The organism is Psychrobacillus sp. FSL H8-0483, from assembly GCF_038637725.1.
Taxonomy (GTDB): Bacteria; Bacillota; Bacilli; order Bacillales_A; family Planococcaceae; genus Psychrobacillus.
The window spans coordinates 3121519-3138996 of the sequence record NZ_CP152052.1 but is presented as its reverse complement, the minus strand read 5'-3'; the positions used below and the strand labels follow the sequence as shown (position 1 = coordinate 3138996).

At 33.6% G+C, this 17478-nt stretch carries 15 protein-coding genes; 10 read left to right on the top strand and 5 right to left on the bottom strand.

The features are described 5' to 3' along the window. Positions 1–274 precede the first annotated feature (274 nt). Entirely contained in the window at positions 275–1447 is a 1173-nt protein-coding gene (locus tag MHB48_RS15130) for a site-specific integrase (protein ID WP_342598788.1), read from the bottom strand. A 103-nt stretch (positions 1448–1550) separates the two neighbouring features. Continuing rightward, positions 1551–1805, bottom strand: a complete 255-nt coding sequence (locus tag MHB48_RS15125) for a DNA-binding protein (protein ID WP_342598787.1) — start codon at positions 1803–1805, stop codon at positions 1551–1553. A 761-nt stretch (positions 1806–2566) separates the two neighbouring features. Between MHB48_RS15125 and MHB48_RS15120 the strand changes: the two genes are divergently transcribed. The 4 genes from MHB48_RS15120 to MHB48_RS15105 all read left to right on the top strand — a co-directional run bounded on the left by MHB48_RS15120 (position 2567) and on the right by MHB48_RS15105 (position 6236). Beyond that, positions 2567–2821, top strand: a complete 255-nt coding sequence (locus MHB48_RS15120; RefSeq protein WP_340922769.1) for a multiubiquitin domain-containing protein — start codon at positions 2567–2569, stop codon at positions 2819–2821. Continuing rightward, on the top strand, positions 2796–3968 hold the full coding sequence (locus MHB48_RS15115) for a ThiF family adenylyltransferase (RefSeq protein ID WP_340922766.1): 1173 nt from the start codon (positions 2796–2798) through the stop codon (positions 3966–3968). The genes MHB48_RS15120 and MHB48_RS15115 overlap by 26 nt, the downstream gene beginning before the upstream one ends. Beyond that, complete coding sequence (locus MHB48_RS15110) at positions 3952–4386, top strand: DUF6527 family protein (RefSeq protein ID WP_340922763.1); 435 nt, start codon at positions 3952–3954, stop codon at positions 4384–4386. The genes MHB48_RS15115 and MHB48_RS15110 overlap by 17 nt, the downstream gene beginning before the upstream one ends. Before the next feature lie 1100 nt (positions 4387–5486). Continuing rightward, a complete protein-coding gene (locus MHB48_RS15105; RefSeq protein WP_340922761.1) occupies positions 5487–6236 on the top strand; it encodes a helix-turn-helix domain-containing protein in 750 nt (249 codons plus the stop codon). A gap of 531 nt (positions 6237–6767) precedes the next feature. Here the strand turns inward: MHB48_RS15105 and MHB48_RS15100 are convergent. After that, positions 6768–7109: a helix-turn-helix transcriptional regulator gene (locus MHB48_RS15100; RefSeq protein WP_340922758.1), complete on the bottom strand. Its 342-nt coding sequence runs from the start codon at positions 7107–7109 to the stop codon at positions 6768–6770. A gap of 218 nt (positions 7110–7327) precedes the next feature. Between MHB48_RS15100 and MHB48_RS15095 the strand changes: the two genes are divergently transcribed. Beyond that, on the top strand, positions 7328–7651 hold the full coding sequence (locus MHB48_RS15095) for a hypothetical protein (protein ID WP_340922756.1): 324 nt from the start codon (positions 7328–7330) through the stop codon (positions 7649–7651). A gap of 127 nt (positions 7652–7778) precedes the next feature. Then, positions 7779–7985: a hypothetical protein gene (locus tag MHB48_RS15090; protein WP_340925276.1), complete on the top strand. Its 207-nt coding sequence runs from the start codon at positions 7779–7781 to the stop codon at positions 7983–7985. A gap of 260 nt (positions 7986–8245) precedes the next feature. Here the strand turns inward: MHB48_RS15090 and MHB48_RS15085 are convergent, their stop codons facing one another. Further along, positions 8246–8392, bottom strand: coding sequence for a hypothetical protein (locus tag MHB48_RS15085; protein WP_340922753.1), 147 nt, complete (start codon positions 8390–8392; stop codon positions 8246–8248). Between the two features lie 480 nt (positions 8393–8872). On the opposite strand from MHB48_RS15085, the gene MHB48_RS15080 reads away from it, so the two are divergent. From MHB48_RS15080 to MHB48_RS15065, 4 genes are all read left to right on the top strand, one after another. Continuing rightward, positions 8873–9799: a hypothetical protein gene (locus tag MHB48_RS15080; protein ID WP_342598786.1), complete on the top strand. Its 927-nt coding sequence runs from the start codon at positions 8873–8875 to the stop codon at positions 9797–9799. Between the two features lie 5 nt (positions 9800–9804). Next, positions 9805–13824 carry an Eco57I restriction-modification methylase domain-containing protein gene (locus MHB48_RS15075; protein WP_342598785.1) on the top strand — a complete coding sequence of 1340 codons (4020 nt, stop codon included), beginning with the start codon at positions 9805–9807 and terminating at the stop codon, positions 13822–13824. 208 nt (positions 13825–14032) lie between these two features. Next, complete coding sequence (locus MHB48_RS15070) at positions 14033–15355, top strand: hypothetical protein (RefSeq protein WP_342598784.1); 1323 nt, start codon at positions 14033–14035, stop codon at positions 15353–15355. Between the two features lie 506 nt (positions 15356–15861). Beyond that, the gene (locus MHB48_RS15065; protein ID WP_342598783.1) at positions 15862–16344 is read left to right on the top strand and encodes a GNAT family N-acetyltransferase; all 483 of its coding nucleotides are present in this window, start codon (positions 15862–15864) and stop codon (positions 16342–16344) included. 54 nt (positions 16345–16398) lie between these two features. Here MHB48_RS15065 and MHB48_RS15060 read toward each other — a convergent pair whose 3' ends face one another. Continuing rightward, positions 16399–17385, bottom strand: a complete 987-nt coding sequence (locus MHB48_RS15060; RefSeq protein ID WP_342598782.1) for an SMEK domain-containing protein — start codon at positions 17383–17385, stop codon at positions 16399–16401. Positions 17386–17478 lie beyond the last annotated feature (93 nt).

Here is a 17478-nt window from a genome sequence, read left to right as displayed (position 1 = left end):
TTCTTCCATTATAATTGGTTGTAGCAGGTTGATTACGAACTACGTTTGTAAAATGTAGTAATCGCACGTTGCCAAAACCGTTGATATAACTGAGATTAGAAAACATCTCATTTTTTCTGGACGCGGGTTCAAATCCCGCCGTCTCCATATATTGAAATCATATGATTTCATACAGTGTCAAAACCCTTGTATATCAAGGGTTTTTTCTTTTTGTCTATATCATCTAGTTTCAATGAGTATCAATCGAACTTAGTCAAAATTGTAGTCAAAAACATTATATGTTCACATAGCTAGAGAACTTTAAAACTGCTTCTTCTTTTGCTTTTTGTGTAACATGTGTGTATATGTCCATTGTTGTTTTTACATCAGAATGACCTAAGCGAACTTGAACTTCTTTTAAACTAGCACCTGCTTCAAATAGCAAAGAACAATGTGTATGACGTAAACCATGTGTTGTAATTGTGCCAAGCTTATATTTGTCTTGAACATGTATGATCCACTTACGTGTTTTTGTAGGCTGCAAGTATTCATTATGTTCATTGCTAAATACAAGCTGTTTAGGCTGCATCGTATTAAAGCCTAGTATGAGATAATCTTGCTTCTGCTTTTTCTTCCAATCTTTTAATATCGCCATTGTTTTATCATCCATTTTGATTGTACGAACAGTACCAGTTTTTGTAGACTTTTCATATAACCTATTATCTTTACCTCTTGCAATGGCCTTATAAATGCGAATTTCGTTTGTCGTGAAGTTAAGATCGTTCCAGGTAAGTGCAAGTGCTTCACCTTTACGCATACCACTGAAAGCAAGTAAACGGAATAAGGTGTATGCTTTGGTGTTATTTTCTTTTTCTAAGCAAGATAGAAATTCGATTAGTTGCTCACGAGTATAAAAGTTTTCCGCTTCTTCCTCATTTACAATAGCCTTTCTATTAGCTTTAGTTGGCATATCTACAAGTGCAAATGGATTTGTTTGTAAGTACCCTCTTTTAATCGCAAAGTCCAACACTTTAGCAGCATATGCTTTTACCATTCGGAACTTCTTTAATTTTGTTGCCCATTCGTCAATATTCTTTTGGCATACATCGACATTGATTTTCTCAATCTTATAAGCACCCATTGCAGGTAGTATGTGGTTTTTGAAAATACCTGTAGTTTTAACGAATGTACTTTCTTCAACGGTCTTTTCATATTGTTTTACCCATAGGTCATATATTTCCAGGTATGTTTCCACCCGCTTCTGATGATAAGTGCCATTTGCTACAGCTAGCTTTAAACGAGCTAATTCTAATTCCGCTTCTTTGATTGTTTTATAGCCACGTCTCGTTGTGTGCTTCGGTTTACCGGTTAGCGGATCAATACCTAAATACACGGGAAACTCGTATCTTTTACCTTTATTATTTTTTAGCATATAGCTTCTAATAGGCGATACTTTTTTCTTTGTCATGATAATTCCTCCTGAATCAGTTGCGGGGGCAAATGATTAAAGAGAGGATTTACCTCTAGTGATATTATAATCGAACCTAAAGGAAAATCCTCATAAATTATTATTAATAGCTATGATCTTCTAAAAAACGATCAATCTCTTTACGTGACACACGTTTTATTCCTTCTATTTCACACACTTGTAAACCCATTGCACGGAACTTGATAAACGTGTTGTTGGAGACACCAGCGTACTTGGCTCCGTCTTTTAAGGATAGCCACCCGCTATCTATAAATTGGTGCTGTGTAGCTAATAATGCCTTCTTAACAGCCTTCATTACTACTTCTTCTATATTTGTATTCATTAACTCTACATTCATTGAAATTGCTCCTCTTCATTTTGATCCCCGCAATGTTTTAATTGCTTCTGTTGATTTATACGAGGAAGGAGGAGAGGAGTTAAGCGGAAATAGAGAAGATTAATTAAAGGCATAGGAAAATAACACATAAAAATGAGCTAGGAAATGTATTTCCAAGCTCATCGTATTTTGCTATTCGTTTTTTACTAAAGCACTCTTTAGTTTAAGTACAATCTCTCCTAAAACGCACAGTTTGTCAAATAGATAACATAAATTTAGTGAATTATTTAAGTTTCATCTAGTAATGTACCTTCCCTACAATTGAGCGATTGGTAATCCAGCACGATTGAATAACCATTGAGAAAGATCATCTGAAACATTAGATATGCTTGTTAATTCCTTTGTCATTTTTGTATTTTTGTTTAACTCTATTCTTCCAGCATTTTTATCGTTATGGTCAATACAAAACTAATAAATTACAACATTATCATCTTCAAATTCCTTGTATAAATAAACTGGATATGCCATTTAAAATTCACCCTACTTGCCCCTTTTTAGACATAAATCCCCGATAGTACAATAAGAAAAGTATAATTTAAAGAAATTCCTGTTTAATTCGGAATATCTCGTTATCGAACACTATGAGTTTAGTAATGTTAAAATTACTATATTTGGTCAAAATATGATAGACAAACACAATATATATTGTTACTCTATTAGTGGGTATATTTACCATGGAAATTTAAAAGTTAAAATAAACCATCTGAAACGGAGGAATCACCATGCAGGAAGAAAAAAATGAAAAACAAGTCCAAATCATTATCAATGCCAGGCCTTTTAGTGTAAAAAGGGGAAAACTATCTTTCCAAGAAGTCGTCCGATTATACTATGGTACGTTTGATGAAAATCCAAACGTCGTCTATACGGTTTCATATAAACGCAACATACACACCCCTTCTATTTCCATGGTGTTGGGTGATGACGTACAGGTTATAGAGGAGATGATGTTCAGTGTCTCAAAAACTGATAAATCATAGTCCCGATTTAAAGCAACTTAAAGATGAAGGGTATTCAATCGAAGAAAAGCATGGATTTTTGTTGGTTCATGATGTTCCATACTTGAACTCAAATAAAGAGATAAGTTTCGGGACATTAGTCTCGGAACTTAATCTTGCTGGGGATGTAACAACACCCCCTAACACTCACGTAATCTTCTTTATTGGTCAACAACCATGCAACAAAGATGGTAGTATTATAGCGGGAATTATACATGAAACATCAATTAACCGAAAACTGGCTGACGGTATTGTTGTCAATCATTCTTTTTCAAATAGACCACAAGACGGCTATACCAATTATTATCATAAGATTACACGTTACATTGAAATCATCATGGCCCCTGCTCAATCGATGGACCATTCTCTTGACGCTAGAACGCATAAAGTCTATGAATCTCTAGATCACCCAAGCTTTCATTATGTGGATACTAATTCAAGCAGAGCGAAGATCGCATCAATTACAGAAAAATTAAGTGCTCAAAAGATTGCAATCATCGGTCTCGGCGGTACAGGAGCGTACATTTTAGACTTTGTGGCTAAAACACCCGTGGCAGAGATCCACCTATATGATGGCGATGTTTTTTTACAACATAATGCATTTCGAACACCTGGAGCTGTATCCATCGAACAATTAAAAGAAAGATTCAGCAAGGTTGATTATCTCCTTCAGATTTACCAGAATATGCGCAAAAATATATTTGCTCATAATGAATACTTAGATGTTACGAATATCGATAGTATCCTCGGCATGGATTTTGTCTTTATTTCCATAGATGAAGGTGCAATAAAAAGAATAATCATTAACAAACTTAATGAACATAAAATTTCTTTTAATGATGTGGGCATTGGCATTGAGGTAGAAGGTGATTTGTTAATTGGAGATGCCCGAGTTACAACTGGCAGTCCCGAAAAACAAGACCACCTATTGGAGCGTATTTCCCTTGCTGATAGAGTGGACGAAGCCTACTCTACCAATATTCAAATTGCCGAACTAAATGCTCTGAATGCAGCAATGGCTGTAATTAAGTGGAAAAAACTTTTTGGTTACTATTTCGACCCTATAAAAGCAAACCACAATGTTTATAATCTAGCAACTGGGGATATGATGTATGGCGACCACTCTTAAACCTAAACTTCAATTTCAACATGTTTTTACGACTACTATACCAAGTAAGCTTGAAAACAATACACTTTATATTAGCATTCCTTATAATACTGTTTTACATAAATGTGCTTGTGGATGTGGTGAAGAAGTTTCAACACCCTTGTCACCTACCGATTGGAAATTGACGTATAATGGTGAATCCGTTACTCTCTATCCGTCTATTGGTAACTGGTCGTATAAATGTCGATCGCATTACTGGATCAGAGAAGACCGAATCGAATGGGCTGATGACTGGTCGGAAAAACAAATTATCGAATCACGAAAACTTGATGAACAAATAAAGAAACAGCATAGAGCTGATGCTGAAAATAAAATTACCATTGAAAAAAACCAGAAGAAAAAAGGACTTAAACAATTTCTCAAAGACCTATTTAAATAAGTAGACATTGGTAATCTAAATCTCTTTTAATCTAAAGGCTCAGTAAAATAATATTGTTTATATTTGATTAAAAAGGACCTCAAATAAGGTCCTTTTTTTTATTCTTTATCCAATCTATTTAGTCTTTCCAGAGCGATTTTATTATGCTTCTCCTCTTTTTTAATGATTGAGTGGGGTCTTCTTTACTGTTGTCTTTTTTCAATACCATAGTTCCTTCTTCAACTAAACTGCTGCGTTAATATTTAAGTGCATTCCTTCACAATCTTATTCGTATATTAACACAAATATCCAGTTTAGGGTAAAAATATTATATTGGGTGGGGGCAGGTGTAATCAGCCCATTTTACGATAAATCAACCTTTTCCTTTAACATAGCCTAAAGATAAAATCAAAGGATAGGGAAGTTTTATATTTTGTACAGTAGCATGCCATTTAACATACCCGCCCAGTTTGACATGAAAAGCGCTCAAAATAGCATGTATCTAGAAATTACTTATTAAAAATAAATTGAATACAACCATAAAAAGCAGTTGTTAACAGGTCACTTGTTAATAGCTGCTTTCTTGTTGTTCTAAATAACAATGTTCCGTTACATGAATGTGAGAGACGAAGTAGGAAAGAAAAAATATTTAACTCTCCTAAACGGGGGGCGTATATAGCAAATGAAGGAGGTAGAAAGGTTTATAACCGCCACATATTAGAGCAGTAAATAATCAACAGGCTGCTATCAAAACTATAACCTTCGAACACAGATTCATACGTTATAGCTAGTCAATCTCGCATCTAGCACATCACGAATAAAAATCAAAGGTTGGTCAGGAATATTTCAATTACCCCCCCAGTACCTAGGAAATTGCTTGTTGAATCGGCATTGGGCGGGAGCTACGTGATACCTATGGGAAATTTTTCGTGAAAAGTGGTGCGGATTTATTTTGTAATTTCCAAATGAACCAATTTTTTTTATTTAACAACTAAGTAATCTTCTCGTATAAGTATGTCGTAGGCATTTGAAAGTGGTAATGCCAGAAAAGGGAAGCTTTTTATAAGCTATAAACCCAGAAAAAATTATTCGGAGGTTTTATTATGAAATTAGTCGACTATTTGAAAAAGATAAATGAAGGGGGAAGCATTAAAACTGCTGCCAATTTGGGGTACGTATATACTCCGAATAGTATTCGACGCTGCCTAAGGGTTAGTCAGGAGGAAAAGCTCTTACTCTTTGAAATATTTAGCTTATATAACGAAGAAAAGGGATATGCTTTTCCTACGCAACAAACTTTGGCTATGTATTCAGGAGTTAGTTCCTCCTCGGTTAGTAAGGTACTAACAACACTTGAAGAAAAAGGTTTTATTAAAGCCTATGGAAAGAAGGGAAAGAAAAAAAGGTACGTCCCTCTAATGAGTGTTCATAGCAATCCCTATCTAATATTAAGTGAAACTTTCCATTTTGCTACAAAAGTAATTCATAAGGAAATTCCTGAAGATATTAGTGGTGATTGGGGTAATAAACTATTACAGTTTGTGAATGTGAATAAAAAAGATGAGTTTACAGAAAGAGATCCATACGGCCTTTTATTAATTAATTTTGATAAAGAGTCGTCCAGTGAACAGCTTCTCATTTTAATAACAGACTATATTAGTCAATTATTTTCAACTGAACTTAAGATTAATTGGAAGGAAGAAATAGAACGGAATAAAAAAAGAAATATAAGTAAAAAAGAAGCAAATAAAAAAGAAGTAAGAATAAATTCAGACTTTAATAATGGGGTTAAAAAGAAGCGGGATAATTTTTCTGAAGATGAAGCTGGTCAACTCCAGGAATGGATGATACAAATGGGGATTGAAGATTAAATTATTATGAAGTTGTCTATAATGACAGCTTCTTTTTCTTTCTTTTTTTACATACATCAATTCATATTTGATTTATAGTTGTGCATTTTTGAAAGAGGTAGTGAATAATTGAAAACCTAACTTTCCAATATTCAAACATACTAATATCATCTATAAATATCATTTTAATAATAAGATAATCATTTTCTAATACTACAACCTTTTACACAAAATGAAGGAAGATAAGAAAAACTAACAACTAGTAGTTAAATCTGTATTTAATCTCCCTTATATTCCCAAAAGTATGAAATATAGTTGACAGTGTAGTTAGTGAATAATGTATTTACCCTGAACTTTCGATAACTTTTAAAATTACATAGCTTCGTTACCACTGCTGATCAAAAATTCATGGTGCATGGTGCAGATTTGGCATTGAATTGCAACATACCACAACAATTACCCCCCTGGTGCGCCTAATACAGAAAAATAAGAGCTGTGTTTACTCCACATGTGAGTACACACAGCTTTTATATAATAAATTAACAAGATTAATCAATCAAGCTCTTCGAATTTGATTAGTAGTTCGAGTAACCCTAGAATCAAACGTTGGTGCCTACTTGGACTATCTTCCAGTAAAGTGATAATTTGAGTAATTTCTATACTATTTGCTTTTGGACCAGTCTGAGTATTGCGAAACAATTCTTCCAAAGTAATTTCTAGTGCATTAGTAATTTTAAACAGACTCTCAATCGTTGCGTTTTTCTCCCCACGTTCTAATTGACCAATGTATGTGTTATGTAAGGATGCTTGATGTGCTAACTCTTCTTGACTTAAACCACGTTCTTTCCGAAAACTTCGGATTCTATCACCTACAATGCTAACAATATCCTCCATTACTATCACCTCATAAATCAACAATATATAGGCATAATAAAATTACCACAAACTATAAGTATTAATATTTAAAAATATATACTATTGATATCATTTGAAAAGAATTATATAATATGTAGTAAGTTTATTATTCTTTATCGTAAAGGGCAAAGGGTTAACAAGACAGTATTACTATTAGGTAGTCCATTTTGAAATTTAATATAGGAGGTAAAAATATAATGCCTTGGTGTTTAAACACTTTAAAAGTAATTGGAAAAGGACAAGCGGAGATTTCGAGTTTATGTAGTTTCGAATTTGACATGGCTTCTGAAGAAGAAGAATTTCTAGTGGTAAATAAGGATCAAAATGAAGTTATAAATACTTTAACATTCAAACAAACCAGTCTTGATAAAGAGTTATTTGACAAAAAAGATACGGTACACTTCATTAAAGTTAGAGATGGTATTTTGGACCATCTAAGACCTGAAGATTTCAAACTTATTTCAGATAAATACTTTAATAAAACAAAACAAAAATTAACAATATTACAAGATTATAAATAATTATTTTTAGCATTAAGATTATATATTAAGAGTATGAACGCTCTTTTTTTATTTGCACAAAGGATTTATTAAAGCTCTGTGGAATATTAAACTAATACAATACTAGGAGTGAGATAATTTGAAATTTGTGTATTTTAATGACACTGGTAGAGAGATAGAAATCCATCCAGCAACCAGGGAACATGGCACAAAATGTGATATGTCAACAATTCATCATTTAGAAGAACGTACTTTCATTCTACCTGAGAATACATATCCTTGGGTGAAAATGTGGGATTACGGAGAAAAACATGGTCTTAGTATTCTAGTTTCTCCTCAACAGGAAAATGAATAGGCTATTAAGTGATTGATGACCAGCTAATAGTTCGTCAAAAATTTTCAATTAAAACATTAATAGCATTAGGCTATATTAAAAAAGCATGCCAAAAAACCTTCCTAATTAATATTGGAAGGTTTTGTTTTTGTGTAATTTTGATACTGTTTATAAAAAACATACAAACTAAAAGAGTAAAATCATTTGGTAGTTTACTCTAACTAGGATGTTACCCTATTCGTTAAACGTTGTTTGTTTAATAGCAATCAGATATAAAAAATCTAGTTCTTGCTAAGTCTCTCTAAGGTCTTACCATGTGTTCTAACTGCTTTTTCAAATATTTGTTGAATGTCTTTTTTAGTAGCTGTTTGTGTAGCTTTTGGTGGTATTTTGTTTATACCCCCTCCATCTTGTTTCTTCTTTTCCATATATCATTAACCTCCAATGAAATTAAGTTGCCCTAGTGTACAGCTTTACAGATTTACCGCATATTTTACCATACCCGGATAGCAGTTAGAGAAGTTTTTTACTTGCTTACACTTTAGCCGATGTTAAAAGATCTGCTAGAAAGCAACCGCCCATAACATCGATTATGAGTGGTATTTTTAGACTATGATAATGCATCTGTAATTATCGATTTTTTTTTCGAGGCTCAAACTTAGGAACAAATCTATAGAGACATTCATTTCAAATTGAAATAGGTAACCGATTGATATTCAAGGTATTGATAATTGTCCTCCAAAAAAACTCTAGTTAATTTTTATGAGAAACTTCCTGATATCGATAGTAGTAGTTTAACTTGATCATAAACACTACTTTGCAAAGGGATTAGATGTATTTCTTAACACTTTAAATGTATAATGAAGGTGAAAAGTATAAGATTATAAGAACCTTTGAAGGAGTTAAATGTGGATACTAGAGATATCAATGAACAGAATATTGAAGAACGAAGTCCTGCTTTGTTGAATCTCCTTTTAAAAGATAAGACGACAGAGCACAACATCAGATGGGCGACTGACAATTATAAACAGTATGGTTTTGATTATGCTGCGGAATGTGAGATCAAACCAGATTTGATTATCGGTTCACATACGAACATCATTCAGCCGAGAGTATCAAAGGATCAGGCTGAGCAGTCTAAACGTACAAGAGACAAAGCTGAGGTATTCACTCCGTCATGGATTTGCAATGAGCAGAACAATCTTGTTGATGAAGCATGGTTTGGCAGAAAAGATGTATTTAATCATATTGTAGATAACGGATGGATTACTAACGAAGAACCAATTGCATTTCCTGAAGGCAAGACATGGGAGCATTATGTTGATTCCAGACGGCTTGAAGTGAGCTGCGGTGAGGCTCCGTATCTGGTAAGCAGATATGACACGGTATCTGGAAAATCCATCCCTGTAAAAGACAGAATAGGGCTTCTGGATCGGAAACTCAGAGTTGTCAACGAGAATACTGACTACGAGGCTGACTGGTATAAATGGATAATTAGGGCTTACCAAAGCACTTATGGTTATGAGTATCAGGGAGATAACATATTACTAGCAAGAGAGAATCTGTTATATACGTTTATAGATAACATGCTATACAAATTCGGCCATGAACCTACGTTAGAGCAGCTAAAGAAGATAGCAATTATTATCTCGTGGAACATATGGCAGATGGATGGGCTGACATTAACAGCACCGTATAGTGAGGCAAAACCTGCTTTTGTACAGATGTCACTGTTCGATATGGAAGAAGAAAAAGGTTGTCCTATTCATTGTAAAATATTTGACTGGCGTTCAAATTACAGTTTAGAGTTTCAATCCATGGTAAACGGAGGCTGAAAATTATGGATAATAGTTTTAAGAATGCTTTTGAGTATAAAGTCATCTATGTTTTTACGATTGATGATGGTGCCCACAAAGACTTGGTAAAAATCGGTGATGCCACACTGCATACGGACACACAGATTGACATGTTGACACCAAATAGCCGTGAACTGAATCAGGCTGCGTTAAAACGTATCAAATCATATACCAATACGGCTGGATTTACCCCTCATTTACTTCATACAGAGGTTGCTATAAGAACTATACGTGAAAAGGATGGCACAATAAAATTAAAAGCTTTCCGTGATCACAATGTGCATGATGTCTTGAAGAACTCGGGCATAAACAATGTTGCAATCGGTGAATCAACCGGGCTAGAATGGTTTAAAGTTGATTTAGAGACAGCAAAGAAAGCAATTGATGCTGTAAAGAAGAACGTTGCGAATTTAAGCAATTCAGACGTTGTAATGCACACCCCTATCATCTTTAGACCAGAACAGGTTGAAGCCATTGCAAAGACTGTTAAGCAATTTAAAAAGGCAGATAGAATGCTTTGGAATGCAAAAATGAGGTTTGGTAAGACAGTCTGTGCACTGGAAGTCGTTAAGCAATGTAAATTTGAAAAGACTATAATAATTACACATCGACCAGTAGTTAATGCTGGATGGTACGAGGACTTTACTAAGATTTTTCATGGTGAAAAAGACTATATTTACGGTTCTAAGGTCAATGGATATAATGTTGGACAATTACTCCAGTCTGGAAAAAAATTCGTTTATTTTGCTTCTGTACAGGATTTGAGAGGTTCTTTTGAAGTCGGTGGAAAGTTTAATAAGAACAGTGAAGTATTCAAGACACAATGGGATTGCGTAATAGTAGATGAGGCTCATGAGGGAACTACTACTGCCCTAGGTGAGGATACAGTTAAGGCAGTAGTAAAAGTAGGTTCCGGAACTAAGTTCCTTGCATTATCTGGAACCCCATTCAATATTTTGACGGATTTTGATGAGGAATCCATCTATACATGGGATTATATCATGGAGCAGGAAAGTAAATCCGAATGGGATAAACTCCATTTTGGTGATTCCAATCCTTATGATGAACTGCCAGAAATAAAAATCTATACATACAGTCTGGGAGACATCCTCGCCAGCAAGAATTACCTCACGTTTGAAGATAAGGCATTCAACTTCCATGAATTTTTCCGTACATGGACTGGCGATTTTAGCCAGGATTATGCTGGTATGCCTGCTACAGCACAGCAAGGCGATTTTGTACATGAAGCAGATATATGGAGTTTTATGAATCTTATGACCAAAGAAGATATTAAGAGTTGCTATCCATATGCAAATGAAGGGTACAGAGCTCTGTTCAAACACTCTTTGTGGATGGTTCCCGGTGTAAAAGAGGCTCGTGCTTTAAAGAAACTGATGCTCAAGCATCCAATCTTCGGAAATGGAATGTTTGATATCGTAAATGTCGCAGGCTCTGGAGACGAAGAAGAGAAATATGAGGAAGCATTATCTAAGGTTCGCAAAGCCATCAAAGATGCAGGAAAAGACAATTATACAATCACTCTGTCCTGCGGAAAATTGACTACCGGAGTTACGGTAAAGGAATGGACCGCAGTATTTATGCTGTCAGGTTCTTATTCAACTTCAGCAGCAAACTACCTACAAACTATATTCCGAGTCCAATCACCATGCAATGACGATGGAAAAATCAAAGATACAGCATATGTATTTGATTTTGCACCAGATCGGACTCTGAAAATGATCGCCAGTGCTGTTTCTATTTCTGCAAAGGCAGGAAAGACTAAGATTGCTGATAAGCAGATTATGGGCAAATTTTTGAATTACTGTCCTGTCATCTCCGTATCTGGCTCTGAAATGCAGGAATACAGTGCACAGAAGCTCCTCCAACAGTTAAAAAGAGCATATGCAGATAAAGTTGTTCGAAATGGATTTGATGATACAAATCTGTACAATGACGAGCTATTTAAACTGCAGGACGTTGATATCAAGAAATTTGATGAGCTGAAAGGAATTATTGGAAAATCAAAGGCGGCTTCAAAGCAGAAAGAAATAACGGTAAATAGCCAGGGGCTCACAAACGAGGAATATGAGGAAACCGAAAAGCTTAAGAAAAAACCTAAGAAAGAACTTACTCCTGAGGAAAAGGCTCGTCTAGAAGAATTAAAGAAGATGAAAAATCTTCGTAACGACGCTATATCCATTCTCCGTGGCATTTCTATCCGTATGCCGTTGCTGATTTATGGTGCAGATATTCCTTACGACGAAGAGATTTCCCTTGATAAATTCGTGGATGTAGTAGATGACTCGTCTTGGGACCTGTTTATGCCGGACGGAGTAACAAAAGTGAAGTTTCGTGAATTTCAGAAATACTATGATGAGGAAATCTTTATTGCTGCCGGACGCAGAATCCGTAATATTGCTAAGGAAGCAGATACATTGGAACCGACTGAGCGTGTAAAGAAGATTGCAAGCCTGTTTAGTAATTTCAAGAATCCTGACAAAGAGACTGTTCTGACTCCGTGGCGTGTCGTGAATATGCATATGTCCGACTGTCTTGGCGGATGGAACTTCTGGGATGAAGATTATAGGGAAACGCTTGATAGTCCTCGTTTTGTAGACCGTGGGCAGGTAACAAAAGATGTCTTTGGTAAAGAGGATTGCCATGTTTTGGAAATTAATTCCAAGACAGGCCTGTATCCGCTCTATGCTACCTATAGTGTTTATAGGGAAAAATGTAATAAGTTTTTAGATGATGAGCTGACACTTGAAAAGAAAAGAGAAATATGGACGGAGACAGTGATGAAAAATATCTTCGTTGTATGTATGACACCAATGGCAAAAGCTATAACCAAAAGAACTCTTGTCGGGTATTATGATGAAAAAGTAAATGCTCACTATTTTGATGATTTGATTAATACGATTACTAATAAGCCTAAACTATTCACTAACAAAATCATTAAAGGTTCTTACTGGAAGAAAGGAAACGATATGAAATTTGACGCAATAATTGGAAACCCACCATATAATATTATGGATGGGGGTGGCAAAGGCTATAGTTCAAAACCTATTTACCATTTATTCATTGAACAAGCCAAAGAACTCAATCCCCACTATATATCAATGATAACTCCTTCTCGATGGTTTGCTGGAGGCAAAGGACTTGACGATTTTAGAAACTCAATGCTACATGATACAAGATTATGTAAAATAATTGACTACGCAGATAATGATGTCTTATTCAAAGGTGTAGCTGTAGTAGGTGGAATTAATTATTTTCTTTGGGATAACGAATACAGTGGGAAATGTAATGTCACATCAATACGTGGAGATGATGTCACTACACTCATACGAGATTTATCAGAGTATGATATTTTCATACGTAATAATAATGCAATTCAACTCATTAAGCGCATAGAAAAAAGTGCGGATGTTAAAATGGATTCTATTGTTTATGCAAGGAATGTATTTGGAATTTCATCTGATTGCCGAGGAAATGAAAAATCTGATAATAAGCATAATGTTGCCCTATTCAGTAGTCAAAAAAGTAATAGCATGGGAATAACATACATTAACAAAACTCAAGTTATTAAAGGACAAGATTTGATTTCAAAGTATAAAGTTATGATTGGAAAAGTTGTTCCACGTGGTGGAGAGGTTGGGGTTGATCCAAAAGTCGGATATAGGGTTACATCAACTATACAGGTATTATACCCAGGCTCTGTATTTACAGATTCCTATCTTTTATTATCTGCTTTTGATACAGAAGTGGAAGCTATCAATTTTGCAAAGTATATGACATTGAGATTTACGAGATTCTTATTACATGAAACATATTCTTCAATGAATATTTCAAAAAACAACTTCCGTTTTGTTCCATATTTAGATTATACGATTACATGGACAGATGAAGAACTTTATGAAAGATATAAATGTACAGAGGCTGAAATCAATATGATTGAAAGCATAATACGTCCAATGGAATATGTTGTTCACAAAATTAATTAATTCATCCATCCAAAAGAAATATAATTTCAAAGAAAAAAATCTAATCAATTTAATTTCTTCTCTGTGTCAGAAACAAATATTAAATTCAAAATATTCACGTTCGTTTGAATTAACGTGAATGTTTCTAACACAGGGACACGATTAAGGTATTACAAAAAATGTGTCCAACTCAACAATTGATAAATTCCGTAGGAAGAAGGACTTATATATGAATCTAATTGACAACGGTTTACATTCATTCAAAAAAGCAATAGAAAATTTAAAAACGTTAGATTCTCTTCATGATATCGAAAGAGAATATGTAGCAAAAGAAATAGTATTGAGTTTACATCATTCAACTGAAACGCTCTTTAAATATATGATTGGGCAACAAAACGATTTACTAATATATGATGACCTAAAAGAGTATTTTACTGTTCAAATGAATATTATTAAAAATAAAGGTAAGCAAGACTTTAAAGGAAATACTATTACTTTTATGGAAGCTATTCAAAGAGCTGTAGTTTTGAATAACTTAAAGTTGAGTGAAAGTGAGTATGGGAGTTTTGAACACCTAAATAGCGTTAGAAATGCTATAACTCACCATGAATATGATCTGACAGGAAAACAAATAAATTATCTAATTACACAAGTTGTAACAGTCGTCTTCCCAATATATAAAGAACTAATACCACACTTTTCTTCCTTTATAAGGGAGAATAATTTAAACCTAATAGGTAGCACTCAGGTGAAAGAATTACATATTTGGAAATTCATTAGATTCTTTACACTGTACAAAAAGTTTGTTGAAGGAAAAGCAAGATTTAAAAGTATTTTGACATCAGGAGACTTTCAAAGCAAACAACAACAAATAAAAAAAGAAGCATATATTACCTACCACAAATGTCCTTGTTGTGAAAAACCTTTTTTTGTTAAAGAAAATATCATATTGGATAATCTGGACGAAAAGGGTTACACAGGGGAATGCCTAATGTGTGAAATTGTACTTGATAAAGAGGATTCCTACTTTTCATACCTTACATTACAAGATTATAATTCTATAAATGAATTTAGATTTGGTTATGGAATAGTTCGTGAACTATTAAATGATACTGCATTAAATCTTAAAATAACAGACCAAGAGTTAAATGATATAAAAGAGGTATATAGCTTCCCAGAAAATGCTAAATACCTTGCTAAACTCACAAATAATTATTTGATTTCAATATTAACCTCTCTGCTTGACAAGTATGCCGAAGAAATTGTGGATGGTTTTGATTCCGCTAAATTGGACGAAGGTTTATGGGGAAATAAAATAGAGGAATCAGAGGTAATAGACGAACTTTTTGATGATGATCTTGGACTGTTAAAAAAGACTATAGATAATTTTATAGCTCTTGAATTAACGGATGAATTTTATCATGCGCTTATGGAAGAATATGATTTTTATTTATTTAGGAGTCATCCTAATCCACACCAGGATAATGAGGAGGAAGATATCGAAATAATTGTTACTTTATCAATAACAGATGACCGCATTTTGGAAAATTGAATAGTGATAGTTAAATAGATAATAAAGACGATTTATAAAGAAATGTACTTTGAGTAACAGGTGCTTTAGTTAATAAGGGATAAACGTAACTATTTGAGTAATGTTAGTAATAAACTTGTATCGATGGTAAATAATGACTTTAAACACATAGGAACATCGCAAGCACTTGGTATAAAATAATTACTGCTCCCCGCAACTGATTTTTTATTAAACGTAGTCAAAAGCGTAGTCAAACATTTTTAACAGCAGCTATAAACCCTCATAAACACTGGTATTATAGCATTTTATGAGAGGGCTGGTTCGACTCCCGCCGTCTCCATAAATGAATTTCATAGAATTTCAATGAACGTCAAAATCCTTGATATATAAGGGTTTTGGCGTTTTTGCATTATCAAAGAATGTCATCTAATATCACTCATTCGTAGTTAAAATCGTAGTTAAATTCTTGTGTATCCCTATTAGTAGTTTTAATATTAGTTATAAATTGAATTACGTTAAAAGTAGAGGTGATTGTTATAATTTATCGAATTATGGAAGAAAACAATCCGATTTGGGATAAAGTAAAAGAAAAGATTTTTAACCAAGTAGATTTAGGAACATTTGATTTTGAGAATATTACTTTAAATGCTCCCTTAGGTGATCATTGGTGGAAAACGATAAATGAAAATGGTGAGACCTGTGGTTTTGCTTGGGGGGATTACACTTCAAATGGTTTTGAAATTTCACTAGTAGTTGGAGAAGAGTATCGGCGGGATGGCTTAGGTTCACAGATTATTGAAGAATTAGAGCATATCGTCAAGTGCCAGGGCGTTTATAATATGGTAGCAATCATACAATCTACCAATCCCAATGCTGTTAAAATGATAGATTGGTTATATAGTAAGGGATATAAATTGATTTTTACAAATACATTAAAAACTAAAGAATTTGCTACTAATTTAGCTAAAAGACAAATGGTTGATTTAGAGCTAGTTAAGGAACTTTCTTGAGATAAAGTAAAGGGAGATGAAGAAATATCATCCCCTCTTTATTTTAATTGGAATTTATTCTTCTAATACCCTAAAATCCATTCCTCTTATTAGAAGAGCGAGTTCTTGAATAGTTAAAGAATTTTTTAGAACTACCCATAGCCAATCAAGATGGTAATTAACTCCAACACATTCTAGAATTAAACGTGCACCATATTTTGTTCCGTCGGCATATTCGTATTCGTTTTCAATAAAGTCATATTCACACAAATTATCGAAAGGACCAAGAAGATTATATTCAACAATTCGAATTCCCATACCTTGAGTAAGCAAGAGGTATTCATTGTCGATATTTTTAGCTTGGATTAAGCATTCGAATAATAAATTACGATCAATAGATGATAGTAATTTAAGATTTGTAGCAAGATATTTTATTGCAGTTATAATATCCTTTTTCAACGGAAGATCTACTTCATAATCTGCTTGTTCAAGAAACTGATATAATTTTCCTAAGTTGTTAGCAGAAATTGGCTCAGTATTTGATAAGATACTTCTAGTATATCTATCCTCTAAAATACTAAAGTTGTTCTCCATATAATTTATAATCTTAACTTGAGTACTTAAATCTTCAAGGGCCTTAAAATTATTTAAAAAATTTATAGGAGTTAATACCTGATAAGGAACAGTAGAAGTAATGCCTGTAGGTGCTTTATCTAATGTCCATATCCAGATAATTACACCCTTCGAATAAGGTTTATCTAATTTTAACTTTTTGAAATTATCTAAGGTAGATTGAACTTTTTGTTTTGTGTTTTGGGAAGTAACCTGTACAGCTAATTTCCCTTTTTTATCTCCTAAATCGATACTAGGATAATTTTGTTTCTCAGTTTCTAGTAGTTTTAAATTTAATCCATATAAATTATTTAATAAATCTCTAGTAATAATTTCTAAATCTTTACTGAAATCAAATTGCCCTAATTTATTTTGAATTTTTGTGTAGGTTATAACTTGAGTAAAGTATTCAGTTAGTCTATCTGTATTTTTTTTACTGCTAATTTTCATGGTTATTCCTCCTAAGATTATGAATGGCATTATCATATAATAAAGGAGGTAGCTTTATCGACGAAAAAAAGTAAGAGATTTTTTCGTGAGCTT